Raw genomic sequence first — 15,950 nt, 5'->3', positions numbered from 1 at the left:
CTGGTCGGTCCAGATCTCCTCGCCCTTGGGCCCGACCACCACCGCGGTCTGCGGGCCGCGCACCACCGGCACCGGGGTCGACGGCAAGGGGCGGAAAGCCTGGCCGGCGTCGATACAGTCCAGCTCGCTCTCGAACTGCGCGCCGCCCCCGCCATTACCGGTCTCGTAGAGTTCCTGGACTACCCGGTACTCGGCGCCAACCACCAGGTATTCGCGGTTCTGGTCCAGGCGCGGGTAGTTGCTCAGGTGGAACAGATGGCCCGCCCCGATACCCCTGGCGCATCCCCGCAGGCGAACTCGCTCGTACTGGGTCTGGATCGCCTCGATGCGGGTCCGTGCATAGTGTTCGCCGTCCTGGCTCTGCACATACTCGCCAGGGTAGTCGTAGAGCGGGTAGTCGGCCGCGGCATGGGCGCGCCCGACATTGGAGCGCACTTCCAGGCGGGTACCGGGACGCTGGAAGTCGTAGTCGTTGAGGCTCAGCGAGCCGGGCTGGACCTCGCGCGCCATGTGCCAGTCGAAGAAGTGGTCGCGCTCGCGATGGCCGAGGCTCGGCGGGTAATAGGGCACGCTGGTGTAGCCGGCCGGGCTGTGGTGCGCGCCGTAGGCATCGGAGAGCACCAGGATGTGGCGCTTCTTTTCGNCTCGCGATGGCCGAGGCTCGGCGGGTAATAGGGCACGCTGGTGTAGCCGGCCGGGCTGTGGTGCGCGCCGTAGGCATCGGAGAGCACCAGGATGTGGCGCTTCTTTTCGTGGCGGAACCAGTAGTAGATGCCTTCCTGCTCCATCAGCCGGCTGACGAAATCGAAGCTGGTCTCGCGGTATTGCACACAGTATTCCCACTCGCGGTAGGAGCGGCTCAGGGCGTCCTCGAAGTCGGAGAAGCCGAGGTCGCGGAACACCTGCTTGATGATGTCCGGGACCTTCTGGTTCTGGAAGATGCGGCAGTCCGAAGTGCGCGTCAGCAGCCACAGCCAGGGCCGCAGGGTGACCTGGTAGCTGGCGAACTGGCCGGCGCCGGCGCCCTGGCTACAGCGCGCGACGATGCCGTGGAAATACCGCCGGCTACCGCCGGGGAGTTCCAGCGCGAGGCTCATCGGCTTGCCCAACAGGGCATCCAGAGGCAAGGCGGGATTGCTCGAGACCAGTTCGAGCTCGTGGCTGAACAGCCGGCCCAGCTCCTCGCGGCCTTCCAGCCGTTGCAGTTGCAGGACCTCGGGGCCCAGCGGGGAGTCCACGTGTACCAGGCGGGTGTGTTGGGAGAACAGCATGGGGAATCTTCCTTGATAGTCACCTGCGGCGGGCGGCCCGAACAACGCGCCAGCAGCGCGCAAGATGATCGTACAACCCCGTGCCGTCGCGAAAGGCTGGCCAATAGCCACGACACTCCTGCCCGCCTCCTGCGGACCCGCCGACCCTAAGCCAGAAAAAAAACCGAAGCAACGACGGCTTTGTCGAAAAGTATTTCCGCTCCGTGCGCGATGCGTCGCATTGGCCCATTGCCCGATCCCCGGCAAAATGAGATATTCACGAACGTGAATCATTCTCATATTTCAATCCCATCTCCCCGCCTGCTGCTGGTCGAAGACGACCCGCGCCTACGCGAGGATCTCGACGCGCATTTCCGCCGGCGCGGCTTCCGCGTAACCGTCTGCGGCGATGGCTCGCACGGACTGGAAGCCGCCGGGCGCGAAGCGTTCGACCTGGTGTTGCTGGACATCATGCTACCCGGCCTCGACGGCCTGGCCCTGCTGGAGTCGCTGCGCCGCGAGCAGGCCACGCCGGTGATGCTGATGTCGGCCCTGGGCGCCGAACAGGATCGCATCAGCGGCTTCACCCGCGGCGCCGACGACTACCTGCCGAAGCCGTTCAGCCTGGCCGAGCTGGATGCCCGCACCGACGCCCTGCTGCGCCGCGTACGACTGGACCGCCTACCGTCGGCGCAGCGGCGGGATACCCGGCTGGTGTTCGACGACCAGGCCCAGGATGTGCTCCACCAGGGCCTTCCGGCGGGGCTGACGCCATCCGAGTACCGCCTCCTGGCGACGCTCCGCGAACACGCTGGCGAGGCGCTGAGCAAGCCGTTCCTCTACCGGAGCGTGCTGCACCGCAGCTACACGCGCCTCGACCGCGGTCTCGACGTGCACGTCTGCAACCTGCGGCGCAAACTCGCCGCGGTCGCCGTCCGTCACCTGCAGATCCAGGCGGTACGCGGCCAGGGCTACCTACTGGTGGAGACGGAACACCCCTGATGCGCAGGCACCCGCTGTTATGGAAACTGGCGCTGTTGCAGGTCGGCTTCTGCCTGCTGCTGACCTGGCTGATCTACACCTGGGGCCTGTCGGTGGAGCGCAGCACCTACTTCCTCGCCCCGGCCGACCGCAGCTACCTGGCGGACTACGCGCGGCAGGCGGAGGATGCCTGGCGCAGCGAGGGCGCCGCGGGCGCCGAACGCTTCCGCAAGGAACTGTCGGCGAAGGAAGATACCTGGGTGGCGCTGGTCGGACCGTACCTGGAAAGCCTCGGCAGCACGCCGCTAAGCGCCGAGGAGTCGAGCCACCTCACCTTCATGCGCAAGCTCGACTGGCCGATGAGCCGACGCCTGCAGGACGAACTGCCGTACGTCAGCATCGAGTTCCCCGGACATCCCGAGCAGGGCCGGCTGGTAATCCAGTTACCGGAGCGCCTGCTGCCCGGCGGGCTGACCCCCTGGACCCACCTGGTCACCCACGGCATAGTCCCGACCTTGCTGGCCGCCCTGCTCGGCCTGCTGCTCTATCGCCACCTGGTGGTGCCGCTGAACCGCTTGCGCGATCGCGCCGACGCCCTGCGCGCCGACGAACTGGAAAGCACTCCCCTCGCCGCACCGCTGGCGGCCCGCCGCGACGAACTGGGCGAGCTGGCCCAGGCCCTGGAGCACATGGCCGAGCGCCTGCGCCTGAGTCTCGCCCAGCAGCGCCTGCTGCTGCGCACCCTGTCCCACGAACTGCGCACGCCGCTGGCGCGCCTGCGCATCGCCCACGACAGCGAGCTACCGCCGGAACAGTTGCGCCAGCGCCTGGATCGCGAAATCGGCGACATGCAACGACTGCTGGAAGACACCCTCGACCTCGCCTGGATGGACACCGAGCGCCCGCAACTGCCCACCGAGCCGGTGCTGGCGCTGTCGGTGTGGGAAGCGCTGCGCGATGACGCCTGTTTCGAAAGCGGCTGGGACCCGGCGCGGCTACCCTGCCGCTTGGGCGTCGACTGTCGCGTCGAGGTCCACCTGGACAGCCTGGCCCAGGCCATGGAGAACCTCCTGCGCAACGCCATCCGTCACTCGCCCGAGGACGGCACGGTCAGCCTCGACGGCGAGCGCGAGGGCGACTTCTGGCACCTGCGCCTGCAGGACCAAGGCCCTGGCGTGGCGGAAGACCAGTTGGAACGCATCTTCCTCCCCTACCAGCGCCTGGACGATAGCGCCAGCGAAGGTTTCGGCCTCGGCCTGGCGATCGCCCGGCGCGCCATCGAGCTACAGGGCGGCCGGCTCTGGGCCAGCAACGGCAAGCCCGGATTGTGCCTGCACCTGTGGCTGCCGGCGGCCGCCTGAGGGCGAAGTGTTTAGAAAGTTAATGCGCTTTACTCTCAAATAACAATCAATATCATTCGTGATCTCTTGCATTTCGCTGCATTGCCCGGAGATCACCGATGTCCTCACGCGCCCTTCCCGCCGTTCCCTTCCTGCTGCTGTCCAGTTGCCTGCTCGCCAACGCCGTACACGCCGCCGGCCAGGGCGACGGCTCCGTCATCGAGCTGGGCGAGCAGACCGTGGTCGCCACCGCCCAGGAGGAAACCAAGCAGGCGCCGGGAGTTTCCATCATCACCGCCGAGGACATCGCCAAGCGACCGCCGAGCAACGACCTGTCGCAGATCATCCGGACCATGCCGGGGGTCAACTTGACCGGCAACAGCTCCAGCGGCCAGCGTGGCAACAACCGGCAGATCGACATCCGCGGCATGGGCCCGGAGAACACCCTGATCCTGGTCGACGGCAAGCCGGTCAGCTCGCGCAACTCGGTGCGCTACGGCTGGCGCGGCGAGCGCGACAGCCGCGGCGACACCAACTGGGTGCCGGCCGACCAGGTCGAGCGCATCGAAGTGATCCGCGGCCCGGCGGCGGCGCGCTACGGCAACGGCGCGGCGGGCGGCGTGGTGAACATCATCACCAAGCAGGCCGGCGCGGAAACCCACGGTAATCTCAGCGTCTACAGCAATTTCCCGCAACACAAGGCCGAAGGCGCCAGCGAACGGATGAGCTTCGGTCTCAACGGGCCGCTCACGGAAAACCTCAGCTACCGCGTCTACGGCAACATCGCCAAGACCGACTCGGACGACTGGGACATCAACGCCGGCCACGAATCCAACCGCACCGGCAAGCAGGCCGGCACCCTCCCCGCCGGTCGCGAAGGCGTGCGCAACAAGGACATCGACGGGCTGCTCAGCTGGCGCCTGACGCCCGAGCAGACCCTCGAGTTCGAGGCCGGCTTCAGCCGCCAGGGCAACATCTACACCGGCGACACGCAGAACACCAACAGCAACAACTACGTGAAGCAGATGCTCGGCCACGAGACCAACCGCATGTACCGCGAGACCTACTCGGTCACCCATCGCGGCGAATGGGACTTCGGCAGCTCGCTGGCCTACCTGCAGTACGAGAAGACCCGCAACAGCCGGATCAACGAAGGCCTGGCCGGCGGCACCGAAGGCATCTTCGACCCCAACAACGCCGGCTTCTACACCGCTACCCTGCGCGACCTGACCGCCCACGGCGAGGTCAACCTGCCGCTGCACCTGGGCTACGAGCAGACCCTGACCCTCGGCAGCGAGTGGACCGAGCAGAAGCTCGACGACCCCAGCTCCAACACCCAGAACACCGAAGAAGGCGGCTCGATCCCCGGTCTCGCCGGAAAGAACCGCAGCAGCAGTTCCTCGGCGCGGATCTTCTCGCTGTTCGCCGAGGACAACATCGAGCTGATGCCCGGCACCATGCTCACCCCAGGCCTGCGTTGGGACCACCACGACATCGTCGGCGACAACTGGAGCCCATCGCTGAACCTGTCCCACGCGCTCACCGAGCGGGTCACCCTGAAGGCCGGTATCGCCCGCGCCTACAAGGCCCCCAACCTGTACCAACTGAACCCCGACTACCTGCTCTACAGCCGTGGCCAGGGTTGCTACGGGCAAAGCACCAGTTGCTACCTGCGCGGCAACGACGGCCTCAAGGCCGAGACCAGCGTGAACAAGGAACTGGGCATCGAGTACAGCCACGACGGCCTGGTAGCGGGGCTGACCTACTTCCGCAACGACTACAAGTACAAGATCGAATCCGGCCTGTCACCGGTCGACCACGCCAGCGGCGGCAAGGGCGACTACGCCAACGCGGCGATCTACCAGTGGGAGAACGTGCCCAAGGCGGTGGTCGAGGGCCTCGAAGGCACCCTGACCCTGCCCCTGGCCGACGGCCTGAAGTGGAGCAACAACTTCACCTACATGCTGCAATCGAAGAACAAGGAAACCGGCGACGTGCTCTCGGTGACGCCGCGCTACACCCTCAACTCGATGCTCGACTGGCAGGCCACCGACGACCTCTCGCTGCAAGCCACGGTCACCTGGTACGGCAAGCAGAAGCCGAAGAAATACGACTATCACGGCGACCGTGTCACCGGCAGCGCCAACGACCAGCTCTCGCCCTACGCCATCGCCGGCCTCGGCGGCACCTATCGGTTGAGCAAGAACCTGAGCCTCGGCGCCGGCGTCGACAACCTGTTCGACAAGCGCCTGTTCCGCGCCGGCAATGCCCAGGGCGTGGTCGGCATCGACGGGGCCGGCGCGGCGACCTACAACGAGCCCGGACGGACCTTCTATACCAGCCTGACCGCGTCGTTCTGAGCCATAACGAGAAAGCCTGATGAGAACCTCCCTGCTCGTCGCCGCCCTGGGCCTCGCCCTGGCGGCGGCCCTGCCCGGCGGCGCGCCGCTGGCGCAACCGGACCCCGAGGCGACCATGGACCGCAGCCTGCTGCAACGCCAGGACCTGCCCTATCGCTTCAGCGCCGTGGACCTGGACTCCGTCGATGGCCAGCGGCATTACCGGCTGTGGCTCGGCCGACCGCTGCAGGCACCGCCCGCCGCCGGCTACCCGGTGGTCTGGATGCTCGACGGCAACGCCGCCGTCGGCGCCCTCGACGCGTCCACCCTGAGACGCCTGGCCGACGGCGACGCACCGCTGCTGGTCGCCATCGGCTACCGCACGCCGCTGCGCATCGACCGCGCCGGGCGTACCTTCGACTACACCCCGACGAGTCCCGGCCAGGCCGATCAGCGCGACCCGCTCAACGGCCTGCCCAGCGGCGGCGCCGACGCCTTCCTCGACCTGCTGCGCGACGGCATGCGCCCGGCCGTGGCGGCGCAGGCGCCCCTGGACACTGCGCGACAAACCCTCTGGGGACACTCCTACGGCGGCTTGCTGGTGCTCCACGCACTGTTCACCCGTCCCGGCGAGTTCGCCCGCTACGCCGCGGCCAGCCCGTCGCTGTGGTGGCGCGACGGGGCGATCCTCGGCGAGCGAGCGGGGCTCGAACAGCGCCTGCGCGGAAAGCGCGCGGAACTCCTGCTCTGGCGCGGCAGCGCCGAACCGGCCAGCCCGCGCGGCTCGCTGAAAGCCGAGCCGGGCCAGGCGATGGCGCGGCTGGTAGATGACCTGCGCCGGGTTGCCGGGCTCACGCTGGACTTCCAGCCGCTCGACGGCCTGGGTCATGGCGAAACGCTGGGGGCCTCGTTGCGCCTTCTGCTCGCCCGTCCGGCGGTGGAACGCCAGCGCTGAAGGCGCACGCTCCCAGGAGCCCTTTACGCCGTCCCTTTCTTCCGCCCGCGGGAGAAGGTCGGGCTGTAAGGAAGACCGACGCAACGGCGGATAACCGCTTCGCGGTTATTCGCCCTACTGGAAGCCAGGCATCCGCGCGCCGCTGCATCCCTCTACGCCGCACGGCATCCTCTCCCGCCTGCGGGAAAGGGTTGGGGTGAGGGAAAATCGCCCTACGCCACCACCGGAATCAGCGGGTCAGCCGCCGCCAGCGCCACGGCGCGGTCCGCCGCCGGCGGGTAGATCCACACGCCATTGATCTCGGTCTTGATCTTCTTGCCCTCCTCGCGCACGAACCGTACCTGGCGGTCCCAGCCCTCGGTGAACACCGCGCCCCAGCCGCCGAGGTCGAGACAGGTCACGTACTTCACCTGGCTGTAGGGAATCGGCTCGACGCCGAGCAGGTCGGCGGCCACGTTATTGCCGGCCGAGCGACCCAGAGCGATGGCGTGCTGGCAGGTCATCAGGGCATGGTTGCCGAGGTCGTCGGTAGCCGCGCGGGCCACGTCGCCGGTGGCGTAGACATCGTCGAGACCGAGCACCTTGAGGTTGCGGTCGACATGCAGGCGACCCTGGGCATCGCGCTCGCCCGGAATCTGCCCGGTCAGGGTGCTGGCCCGCACGCCCACGGTCCAGACCACGGTCTTCGCCTCGATCCGCTGGCCGTCGTCGAGCGTCACGCCCTCGGCATCCACCGCCGCCACCGAACGCCCCAGGCACCACTCCACGCCCAGTTCCGCCGAGGCCTCGGCGATCAAGCCGCTCAGGTCCGCGCCCATCGATGCGCCGATGGCGGCGCCGCGGTCGACCACGATCACTCGCAGCGCCGCTTTCTCGCCGAGGATCGCCCGCAGGCGCGCCGGCATCTCGGTGGCGGTCTCGATGCCGGTGAAGCCGCCGCCGGCGACCACCACGGTGTTGCGTGCCGGCGAATCCGGCAAGTCGCGCAGGGCATGCAGGTGTGCCTCCAGGCGCAGGGCGTCTTCCAACTGGTCGACATCGAAGGCAGCGTCGATGCCGACGACACTCGCCGGACGCCACACGCCGCTGCCGGCCGCCAGCACCAGGCGGTCGTAGTCCAGTTGCGCCAGCGTGCCCTCGGCATCGCGGTACTCCACCCACTTGCCGGCCACGTCGATGCGCTGCGCGCTGCCCTGCACGAAACGCACGCCGACCGCGGCGAACAATTCGCCCAGCGGCGCCGCCATGCGCTGCACGTCAGGCTCGTAGAAACGCGGGCGGATGCGCAGCTCGGGCTGCGGCGCGAGCACCGCGACCTCGACGTCGTCGCGGCCCTGGCGGTCGAGCTGGCGCACTGCGCTCAGCGCGCTCCACATGCCGGCGAATCCGGCACCGACGATCAGGATACGTTGTTTCATTGGGGGCTCCTGGAGGGAAAGGACGGGATATCCGGAGAAAAGCCTCTCCGTAACTACGACTATATTTGTCGTAGTTAAGAAGATCAATCCCCGAAAAGCGTTCCGAGAGGCAATCGCCCCTCGCCGTGAAAGAGAGGAAAAGACGTCGAAAACATACGAAAAGGATCGGAGATAGAGCGCTTCGAGGCGGAAGACAGCGAACGACCTGTCCTTGTGAGCGACCTGAAAACCGCGCAGAATATTGCGAATATTTCTGTCGGAGTTAGTGATGGCTCTCTATAGCGCCGGCGTCGAATACGGCATCCACTGCCTGTTGTTCCTCGCCGACGAGAAAGGCGACAGCCGCGAGTCCAGCGTACGCACCCTCGCCGAGTTGCAGGGCGTGCCGCCGGAACTGCTGGCCAAGGTCTTCACCCGCCTGGCCAAGGCCGGCCTGGTGGCTGCCACCGAAGGCGTGCGCGGTGGCTTCCGCCTGGCACGGCCGGCCAACGAAATCAGCGTGCTCGACGTGGTCCGCGCCATCGACGGCGACAAATCGATCTTCGAATGCCGCGAGGTCCGCGAGCGCTGCGCGATCTTCGAAGGCAACCCGCCTTCCTGGGCGACCCGCAACACCTGCTCTATCCACGCGGTGATGCTCACCGCGCAGAAGCGCATGGAAGAAGCGCTGGCCCAGCAGACCATCCTCGACCTGGTACGCCGGGTGGGGCGTATCGCGCCACCGGAGTTCGGCGAAGAAGTGCTGCGCTGGATGGATGCCAGCCGGGAAGGACGCGGCGGCTCCCGCGACTAGCCCTTGGCGCATACGGAGCGGCGCCGCAAGCCCGTTTCGCGGAAAACACCATTGTCGACTGCGGTGCTAATCGCGCCGGCGTTTCTCCCTACCCTATCGCCAGAGGCCGCCGCAGAGCGGCCGCCGGCCCACTGCAATGGCCCGTGACCAACTTGCGTGATAGGTGAACGATGGAACCTGGCAGCTACCAACTGACCATGAGCGTGCTCATGACCCCCGACAAGGCGAACTTCTCCGGCAACGTCCACGGCGGCGCGCTGCTCAAGCTCCTCGACGAAGTGGCCTTTGCCTGCGCCAAGCGCTACGCCGGACGCTACGTGGTGACCCTGTCGGTGGATCAGGTGATCTTCCGCGAGCCGATCCATGTCGGCGAACTGGTGACCTTCCTCGCCTCGGTGAACTACACCGGGCGCACTTCGATGGAGGTCGGGGTGAAGGTGATGACCGAGAACATCCACGAGCGCACCGTGCGCCATACCAACAGTTGCTTCTTCACCATGGTGGCGATGGACGACCAGCGCCGGCCGGTGGCGGTGCGTCCGCTGGAACCGGAGACCGCGATCGAGAAACGCCGCTACGCCCAGGCCCTGGCCCGGCGCGAGCAGCGCAAGCTGATGGAACTGCGCTACCAGGAGATCCGCGAACAGGTGGATCACGCGATGCCGGCCTGAACGCCGCCCGGCCCGCGGGCCGGGTCCTCAGCCCTCGCCGACCAGGCTCTCGAACGCTTCTTCCAGCACGCTGGCGCTGCCGGGGCGGACTACCCGCGCCACCTCCCGGCCGTCGCGAAGAAAGACGAAGGTCGGCCACAGCTTGACCTGGAACGAGCGCCCCAGGCGGCGCCCGGGACCGTCCTCGACCTTCAGGTGGCCGACCTCCGGATAGTCGTCGAATACTTCCGCCAGCAGCGGCTGGGCGGCCTGGCAATGGCCGCACCAGTCGGTACCGAACTCCACCAGCGTCGGACCGGCGAGCCGGTCCAGTTCGTCGCGCGCCGGTGCCTCGGCGCTGTATCGGGTCTTCATACGCTGCTTCTCCATGAGCTTGGCTGACAGGACGGCAGACTCCCGCGGCGGCGCCAGGTTCGACCCGCGCGACGATGGACTCAGCGTTTCCGCACGCGCGCCATGCAGCGCTGGTAGCGTTCGTCGACGCGCTTGGCGAACCAGGCGGTGGTCAGCTTGCGGGTGATCTTCGGGCTCTCCAGGGCGATCCCCGGCAGCACGGCGCGGGGCAGCGTCTTGCCGGTGGCGCTTTCGGCCAGGGCGAAGACCTTGCGGTACAGCGCGCTGTCGGCGAACTCCGGGCTGTCGCCCTGCTCCAGCGCCCGGCGGATCGCCGCGTCGCTCATGTCCAGGCGCTTGCCGAGGCTGCGCACGGCCAGTTCGGTGGAGCCCGGCGTGCGCGTGCCGTAGCGGATCAGATCGCCATCCAGCGCCAGCGGAATTCCCGAGACGCGACTCACCGCGCTCTGGAACGCGGCGTTGCGACTGGCATACCAGCCGGCGTTGAAGTCGGCGAAGCGGTACAGCGGCGCCGGGTAGTCCGCCGGATAGCCAAGCAGGTGGGCGATGCCGAAATACATGCCGCCGCGTCGGCTGAACACCTCGCGGCGGATGCTGCCGTCCAGCGGATAGGGATAGCCGTCCGCGTGCTGCTCGGCGAAAGCGATGCTGACCTGCATCGGCCCGCCGGTGTGTACCGGGTTGAAGCCGCCGAACAGCTTGCCGCCCATGGGCACGATGGCGATGAAATCGTCGAATGTCTCGCTCAGTTCCTTCTCCGTGCGCGCCGCGGCCAGGCGCTGGCTGTAGGTGCGGCCATCGGGCGACTTGATATTCAGCGCCGAGCTGACCAGGAACGCCGGCACGTGCAGCTTGCCGGCACGACGCTCGACCTCGCGGGTGGCGATCCTGCCCAGGCCGGCCACCGGCGGGTCGACCTGGTAGGTGGACTCCTGCTCGGTCACCGCCAGCACCGCACAGAGATTCTCGTCGCTGGGGTAGATCTGCTGGGCGGAAAAGGCCGCGTAGATATCGCTGGCCCACCCTTGGCGATCGCGCACCGTGGCCGGCATCAGGCGGACGATCTTCGCCCGTACTTCGTCGGGGTTGGGCGGCGGCGGCTCCGCCGACCGCGAACTGCACCCGGCCAGCGCCAGGAGCATGAGCAACCCCGTTACGCCGCGACCCTGGCGTACTGCTTTCATCTGCGATTCCCTGTTCCGTTGCGAAGTGGGCGGCCGGTGGCGACCGCCGAAGCCAGGGCATTCTAGCCGAGCATCCGGCGGCTTCCGTACCGTCCGTCACGCACGGTCGCGGTTCAGAGCGCTGCGTCGGTGCGCTGCCGCTTGACCCGACGCCAGGTCGAGGGCGAGGCGCCGGCCAGCCGGAGAAAGATCCGCGAGAAATGCGGCTGGTCGGAAAAGCCGCAGGCGACGCCGATCTGCGAAAGCGGTTCGTCGCTGCCCAGCATCAGCTCCTTGGCCCGGTCGACGCGCAAGCGCATCAGCCATTCGTGGGGCGAAACACCGGTGCTGCACTTGAAGGCCTTGGTGAAATAGCTGCGCGAGAGCCCGCACTCCTCGGCCAGGCGCGCCACCGATACGCCCTCGGCCAGATGCCCGGCGATCAGCTCCTTGGCCCTGCGCAATTGCCAGGGCGCCAGGCCCTTGCCGGTGCAGGCCGGGACCTGGGTCGAAGCGAAGCGATCCTGGACGTGGGTCAACAGCGCCAGCATGACCTGTTCGATGAACAGCTCGTTGCGCTCGCCCGCCCTGGCGAAACTGGGCAGCAACGCCAGCGCCAGGTGATAGACCACCGGATCGTCGACACCGATGATCCGCTCCGGCTCGGCGGACGCGCGTTGCCCTTCTTCGTAGAGAAACTCCTTTATCGAAGCGCGCGGCAACATGAAGCGGACATTGTCGTAAGTTGTCCGATGCTGGCACTTTATTTCATCGCCAAGATAGGCGATGGAGATACTTTTCCGTGGATGTCCGCCATCGAAAACCAGTTTGTTTCCATTCCAGAGACGATGGGAATTGAAATCGCGCAACTGCACGATGACGGAAAACGAATCGGCACAAGGAATATGGATCACCTTGTCCGGATCGGGAGTCGCCTCACTATTGCGAATCAAGGCGTACCCTTCTCCCCTTATGATGTTCCCTGGCGTGGATTGGTCGCCCTTTGTTCTGTCTATGGCAACAGTCATGACTCCCCCTGATTCCATGCGCCTGATGATCTCGTGACACTTTTCTCTCGACGCGAAAAACGACGCACGAAAGCTCCCCCAGAGATTAATCCGAGGGAGCCGTTCCGGGGAAATCTAACCGACGAAGATAACTACCAGATTACTGCGCTGTTACTCGATGATATAACGCTCAACCCTTTTCCTGTTCCGACGGGCCAGCGGCCTGGTCGAGGCGATGCCGACCCGGTAGTTGCCCCAGCACATGGCCGACCGAACCCGCCTTGTCGCAGGCCGAGGCGAACGCGCAACCGCCGAGCAATTGCTTGCCGACCGGGATGACCTGCTCGCCGAGCAGGATGCCGAGCAACCCCACCAGCGCCACCAGCGGCGGAGCCGGCGAACGCACCTGCAGCAGGCTGTAGACGATCCCCACCAACAGTCCGGCGCCCAGCGACAATACGTAGAGCTTCATCTTCGTTCTCCTTCGCGGCCGTGCCGCCCGGCGGGCCGGAGCGGCACGGCCGGCATTCACTTGGCCGGATTCGGGCCGATGCGTTCGCCGTGGGTCACCCGCTCGGGCGCCTTGTGCACCATGGTGTAGGCGTAGTCCACGCCCATGCCGTAGGCCCCGGAATGCTCCTTGGCGATGGCCATCACGGCGTCGTAGGTATCCCGGCGGGCCCAGTCGCGCTGCCACTCCAGCAGGACCTGCTGCCAGGTCACCGGTACCACGCCGGCCTGGACCATGCGGTCCATGGCGTACTTGTGGGCGTCGCTGGAGGTGCCGCCCGAGGCATCGGCCACCATGTAGATCTCGTAGCCGCCCTCGAGCATGGCGCAGAGGGCGAAGGTGGTGTTGCAGACCTCCGTCCACAGCCCGGCGACCACGACCTTCTTGCGGCCCGCGGCGGCCAGCGAGTCGCGCACGTTCTGGTCGTCCCAGGAGTTCATCGAGGTGCGTTCGAGGATCTTCTGCTCGGGGAACACCGCCAGCAGCTCCGGATAGGTCGGTCCGGAGAAGCTGTCGGTTTCCACCGTGGTGATGGTGACCGGGATGTCGAATACCTTCGCCGCCTTGGCCAGGCCCACTACGTTGTTCTTCAGCGTCTGGCGATCGATGGACTGTACGCCGAATGCCATCTGTGGCTGCTGGTCGATGAAGATGATCTGGCTGTTCTGCGGAGTTAGAACTTCGAGATAGTGGCTCATGATTGTTTCCTGACAACGAACGATGAATTCCAGCTGTTGCGCACAACAGCACGCGGGCCAACAGATAACTTCCCGTGGCCGGCCAGACTATGAAGCATGAATATTGGAAAAAACAAACTTTTCGAGAAAATAAATCACTGAACTGCGGCCCCGGATAAAGTTGAATGGCGATATTCAAAATATTCGACACATCCATACAAAAAGCGCACACAGAGACAATAAAATAAGGATTACCAGCTAGCAGAATCGACAGTCCGCCCTATAAGAAAAAGCCCCCATGAAGTTCAGGACATGTCTCGCGCCTTACTTGCTATCGACCACCAGCAAGTTGCGCTTGCAGGAGGATGCGTCATTCGGGAAAACCGCTCTTTCGTCCCGTACGTTTCCCGCCGCACCTATCCTGTCCGGTGGCCTCTCTCGCCGCCGCCCTCGCTGACCGATTCCGCCCCGCTGCCAGGAGCACGCCATGAGCCACGATCCGCCGAGCAAGGACCGCCGCCATTTCCTCACTACCAGTTCGGTGCTGGGCGCCGCCGGAGTCCTGTGGTCCGCCCTGCCCTTCGCCAACGCCGCCAGCCTTTCTCCCGCAAGCAACCCAGGAGGTTCCATGACCGCCGACCTGATCCTGCACAACGGCCGCTTCCACACCGTGGACCGCGACAACCCCACCGCCACCGCCGTGGCGATCAAGGACGGCAAGTTCCTTGCCGTCGGCAACGACGCCGAGGCGATGCTCCATCGCGGCAGCGCCACCCAGGTGATCGACCTGCAGAAGCGCACCGTGATCCCCGGTCTCAACGACTCGCACCTGCACCTGATCCGCGGTGGCCTCAACTACAACCTGGAGCTGCGCTGGGAAGGCGTGCCCTCCCTGGCCGACGCCTTGCGCATGCTCAAGAACCAGGCCGAACGCACGCCCAGCCCCCAGTGGGTGCGGGTGGTCGGCGGCTGGAACGAGTTCCAGTTCGCCGAGAAGCGCATGCCGACCCTGGAGGAATTGAACAAGGCCGCGCCGGACACCCCGGTGTTCGTCCTCCACCTGTACGATCGCGCCCTGCTCAACCGCGCCGCCCTGCGCGTGGTCGGCTACACCAAGGACACGCCCAACCCGCCCGGCGGCGAGATCGTCCGCGACAGCAGCGGCGAACCCACCGGCATGCTGATCGCCCGGCCCAACGCGATGATTCTCTACGCCACCCTGGCCAAGGGACCGAAGCTGCCGCTGGAATACCAGGTCAACTCCACCCGCCAGTTCATGCGCGAACTCAACCGCCTCGGCCTGACCAGCGCGATCGACGCCGGCGGCGGCTTCCAGAACTACCCGGACGACTACCAGGTGATTCGCGAACTGGCCGACCAGGGCCAGCTCACCGTACGCATCGCCTACAACCTGTTCACCCAGAAACCGAAGGAAGAACTCGCCGACTTCAAGAACTGGACCGGCAGCGTCAAGTACGGCCAGGGCAGCGATTTCTTCCGCCACAACGGCGCCGGCGAGATGCTGGTGTTCTCCGCCGCCGACTTCGAGGACTTCCTCGAACCGCGCCCGGACCTGCCGCAGACCATGGAGCAGGAGCTGGAGCCGGTGGTCCGCCACCTGGTGGAGCAGCGCTGGCCGTTCCGCCTGCACGCCACCTACGACGAATCGATCTCGCGGATGCTCGACGTGTTCGAGAAGGTCGACCGCGACATTCCGTTCAACGGCCTGCCCTGGTTCTTCGACCACGCCGAGACCATCACCCCGCGCAACATCGAGCGGGTGCGGGCACTCGGCGGCGGCATCGCGATCCAGGACCGCATGGCCTTCCAGGGCGAGTACTTCGTCGACCGCTACGGTGCCAAGGCCGCCGAGGCCACGCCGCCGATCCAGCGCATGCTCGCCGAGGGCGTGCCGGTGGGTGCCGGCACCGACGCCACCCGGGTCTCCAGCTACAACCCCTGGACCTCGCTGTACTGGCTGGTCAGCGGCCGCACCGTCGGCGGCATGGCCCTGTATCCGCAGGGCCTGCCGCGGGAAACCGCGTTGCAGCTGTTCACCCACGGCAGCGCCTGGTTCTCCAGCGAGCAGGGCAAGAAAGGACAGATCAAGGTTGGCCAGCTCGCCGACCTGGCGGCGCTGTCGGCGGACTTCTTCGGCGTCGAGGAAGAGGCCATCAAGTGGATCGAGTCGGTGCTCACGGTGGTCGACGGCAAGATCGTCTATGCCGCCGCCGAGTTCGACAAGCTCGGTCCGCCGGCGCCGCCGGTGCTGCCGGACTGGTCGCCGGTGGCCAAGGTACCCGGCCACTGGCGGCAAGGCGCGCCGCTGACCGCCCAGGTCCACCAGTGCGTCGGTGCCTGCGCGGTACACGCCCACGAGCACAACCGCGCGCGCCACTCCAACGTACCGGTGAGCGACTTCCAGGGTTTCTGGGGCGCATTCGGCTGTTCCTGCTTCGCTTTCTGACGTACCCGGGCGGGCCCTTCGCGG

Annotated in this window: 13 protein-coding genes and 2 pseudogenes; 7 read left to right on the top strand and 8 right to left on the bottom strand. The window is 66.6% G+C overall.

Going from position 1 to position 15,950, the window contains the following annotated elements:
* Together vgrG and LT948_RS33190 are read right to left on the bottom strand one after the other, a co-directional pair.
* Nucleotides 1–648 (bottom strand): annotated as a pseudogene (vgrG, locus tag LT948_RS33195) (type VI secretion system tip protein VgrG); the annotation flags it as partial.
* Nucleotides 649–656: 8 nt separating this feature from the next.
* Nucleotides 657–1,271 (bottom strand): annotated as a pseudogene (locus LT948_RS33190) (type VI secretion system Vgr family protein); the annotation flags it as partial.
* 264 nt (nucleotides 1,272–1,535) lie between these two features.
* Between LT948_RS33190 and LT948_RS20715 the strand changes: the two are divergent.
* From LT948_RS20715 to pfeE, 4 genes are all read left to right on the top strand, one after another.
* A complete protein-coding gene (locus tag LT948_RS20715; RefSeq protein ID WP_003101494.1) occupies nucleotides 1,536–2,252 on the top strand; it encodes a response regulator transcription factor in 717 nt (238 codons plus the stop codon).
* Nucleotides 2,252–3,592 (top strand): two-component system sensor histidine kinase PfeS, encoded by a 1,341-nt coding sequence (gene pfeS / locus LT948_RS20710; protein ID WP_073657334.1) that lies wholly within the window; start codon nucleotides 2,252–2,254, stop codon nucleotides 3,590–3,592. The genes LT948_RS20715 and pfeS overlap by 1 nt, the downstream gene beginning before the upstream one ends.
* Before the next feature lie 98 nt (nucleotides 3,593–3,690).
* Nucleotides 3,691–5,931: a siderophore enterobactin receptor PfeA gene (gene pfeA, locus LT948_RS20705; RefSeq protein WP_096068085.1), complete on the top strand. Its 2,241-nt coding sequence runs from the start codon at nucleotides 3,691–3,693 to the stop codon at nucleotides 5,929–5,931.
* Between the two features lie 19 nt (nucleotides 5,932–5,950).
* A complete protein-coding gene (gene pfeE, locus LT948_RS20700) occupies nucleotides 5,951–6,865 on the top strand; it encodes a ferric enterobactin esterase PfeE (protein WP_073657336.1) in 915 nt (304 codons plus the stop codon).
* A 212-nt stretch (nucleotides 6,866–7,077) separates the two neighbouring features.
* Here the strand turns inward: pfeE and LT948_RS20695 are convergent, their stop codons facing one another.
* Nucleotides 7,078–8,283, bottom strand: coding sequence for an NAD(P)/FAD-dependent oxidoreductase (locus LT948_RS20695; RefSeq protein ID WP_003122579.1), 1,206 nt, complete (start codon nucleotides 8,281–8,283; stop codon nucleotides 7,078–7,080).
* Nucleotides 8,284–8,551: 268 nt separating this feature from the next.
* Here LT948_RS20695 and LT948_RS20690 point away from each other — a divergent pair, with 268 nt between their 5' ends.
* Together LT948_RS20690 and LT948_RS20685 are read left to right on the top strand one after the other, a co-directional pair.
* Nucleotides 8,552–9,076 (top strand): RrF2 family transcriptional regulator, encoded by a 525-nt coding sequence (locus LT948_RS20690; protein WP_003090553.1) that lies wholly within the window; start codon nucleotides 8,552–8,554, stop codon nucleotides 9,074–9,076.
* A 170-nt stretch (nucleotides 9,077–9,246) separates the two neighbouring features.
* The gene (locus tag LT948_RS20685; protein WP_003090555.1) at nucleotides 9,247–9,747 is read left to right on the top strand and encodes an acyl-CoA thioesterase; all 501 of its coding nucleotides are present in this window, start codon (nucleotides 9,247–9,249) and stop codon (nucleotides 9,745–9,747) included.
* Nucleotides 9,748–9,774: 27 nt separating this feature from the next.
* Here the strand turns inward: LT948_RS20685 and LT948_RS20680 are convergent, their stop codons facing one another.
* The 5 genes from LT948_RS20680 to LT948_RS20660 form a co-directional block, all read right to left on the bottom strand.
* A complete protein-coding gene (locus LT948_RS20680; protein ID WP_009313971.1) occupies nucleotides 9,775–10,101 on the bottom strand; it encodes a thioredoxin family protein in 327 nt (108 codons plus the stop codon).
* Nucleotides 10,102–10,181: 80 nt separating this feature from the next.
* Nucleotides 10,182–11,285: a DUF1615 domain-containing protein gene (locus LT948_RS20675; protein ID WP_003119474.1), complete on the bottom strand. Its 1,104-nt coding sequence runs from the start codon at nucleotides 11,283–11,285 to the stop codon at nucleotides 10,182–10,184.
* A 113-nt stretch (nucleotides 11,286–11,398) separates the two neighbouring features.
* Nucleotides 11,399–12,292, bottom strand: coding sequence for a helix-turn-helix domain-containing protein (locus LT948_RS20670; protein ID WP_073657337.1), 894 nt, complete (start codon nucleotides 12,290–12,292; stop codon nucleotides 11,399–11,401).
* A gap of 169 nt (nucleotides 12,293–12,461) precedes the next feature.
* On the bottom strand, nucleotides 12,462–12,743 hold the full coding sequence (locus LT948_RS20665) for a XapX domain-containing protein (protein WP_003090560.1): 282 nt from the start codon (nucleotides 12,741–12,743) through the stop codon (nucleotides 12,462–12,464).
* Nucleotides 12,744–12,799: 56 nt separating this feature from the next.
* Nucleotides 12,800–13,480 (bottom strand): hydrolase, encoded by a 681-nt coding sequence (locus LT948_RS20660; protein WP_003090561.1) that lies wholly within the window; start codon nucleotides 13,478–13,480, stop codon nucleotides 12,800–12,802.
* A gap of 607 nt (nucleotides 13,481–14,087) precedes the next feature.
* Between LT948_RS20660 and LT948_RS20655 the strand changes: the two genes are divergently transcribed.
* Nucleotides 14,088–15,926 (top strand): amidohydrolase, encoded by a 1,839-nt coding sequence (locus tag LT948_RS20655; protein WP_003110530.1) that lies wholly within the window; start codon nucleotides 14,088–14,090, stop codon nucleotides 15,924–15,926.
* Nucleotides 15,927–15,950 lie beyond the last annotated feature (24 nt).

This window comes from Pseudomonas sp. CP-1, assembly GCF_021213715.1.
In the GTDB taxonomy this organism is placed as follows: domain Bacteria; phylum Pseudomonadota; class Gammaproteobacteria; order Pseudomonadales; family Pseudomonadaceae; genus Pseudomonas; species Pseudomonas aeruginosa.
This window is presented reverse-complemented; position numbering and strand designations above follow the sequence as displayed.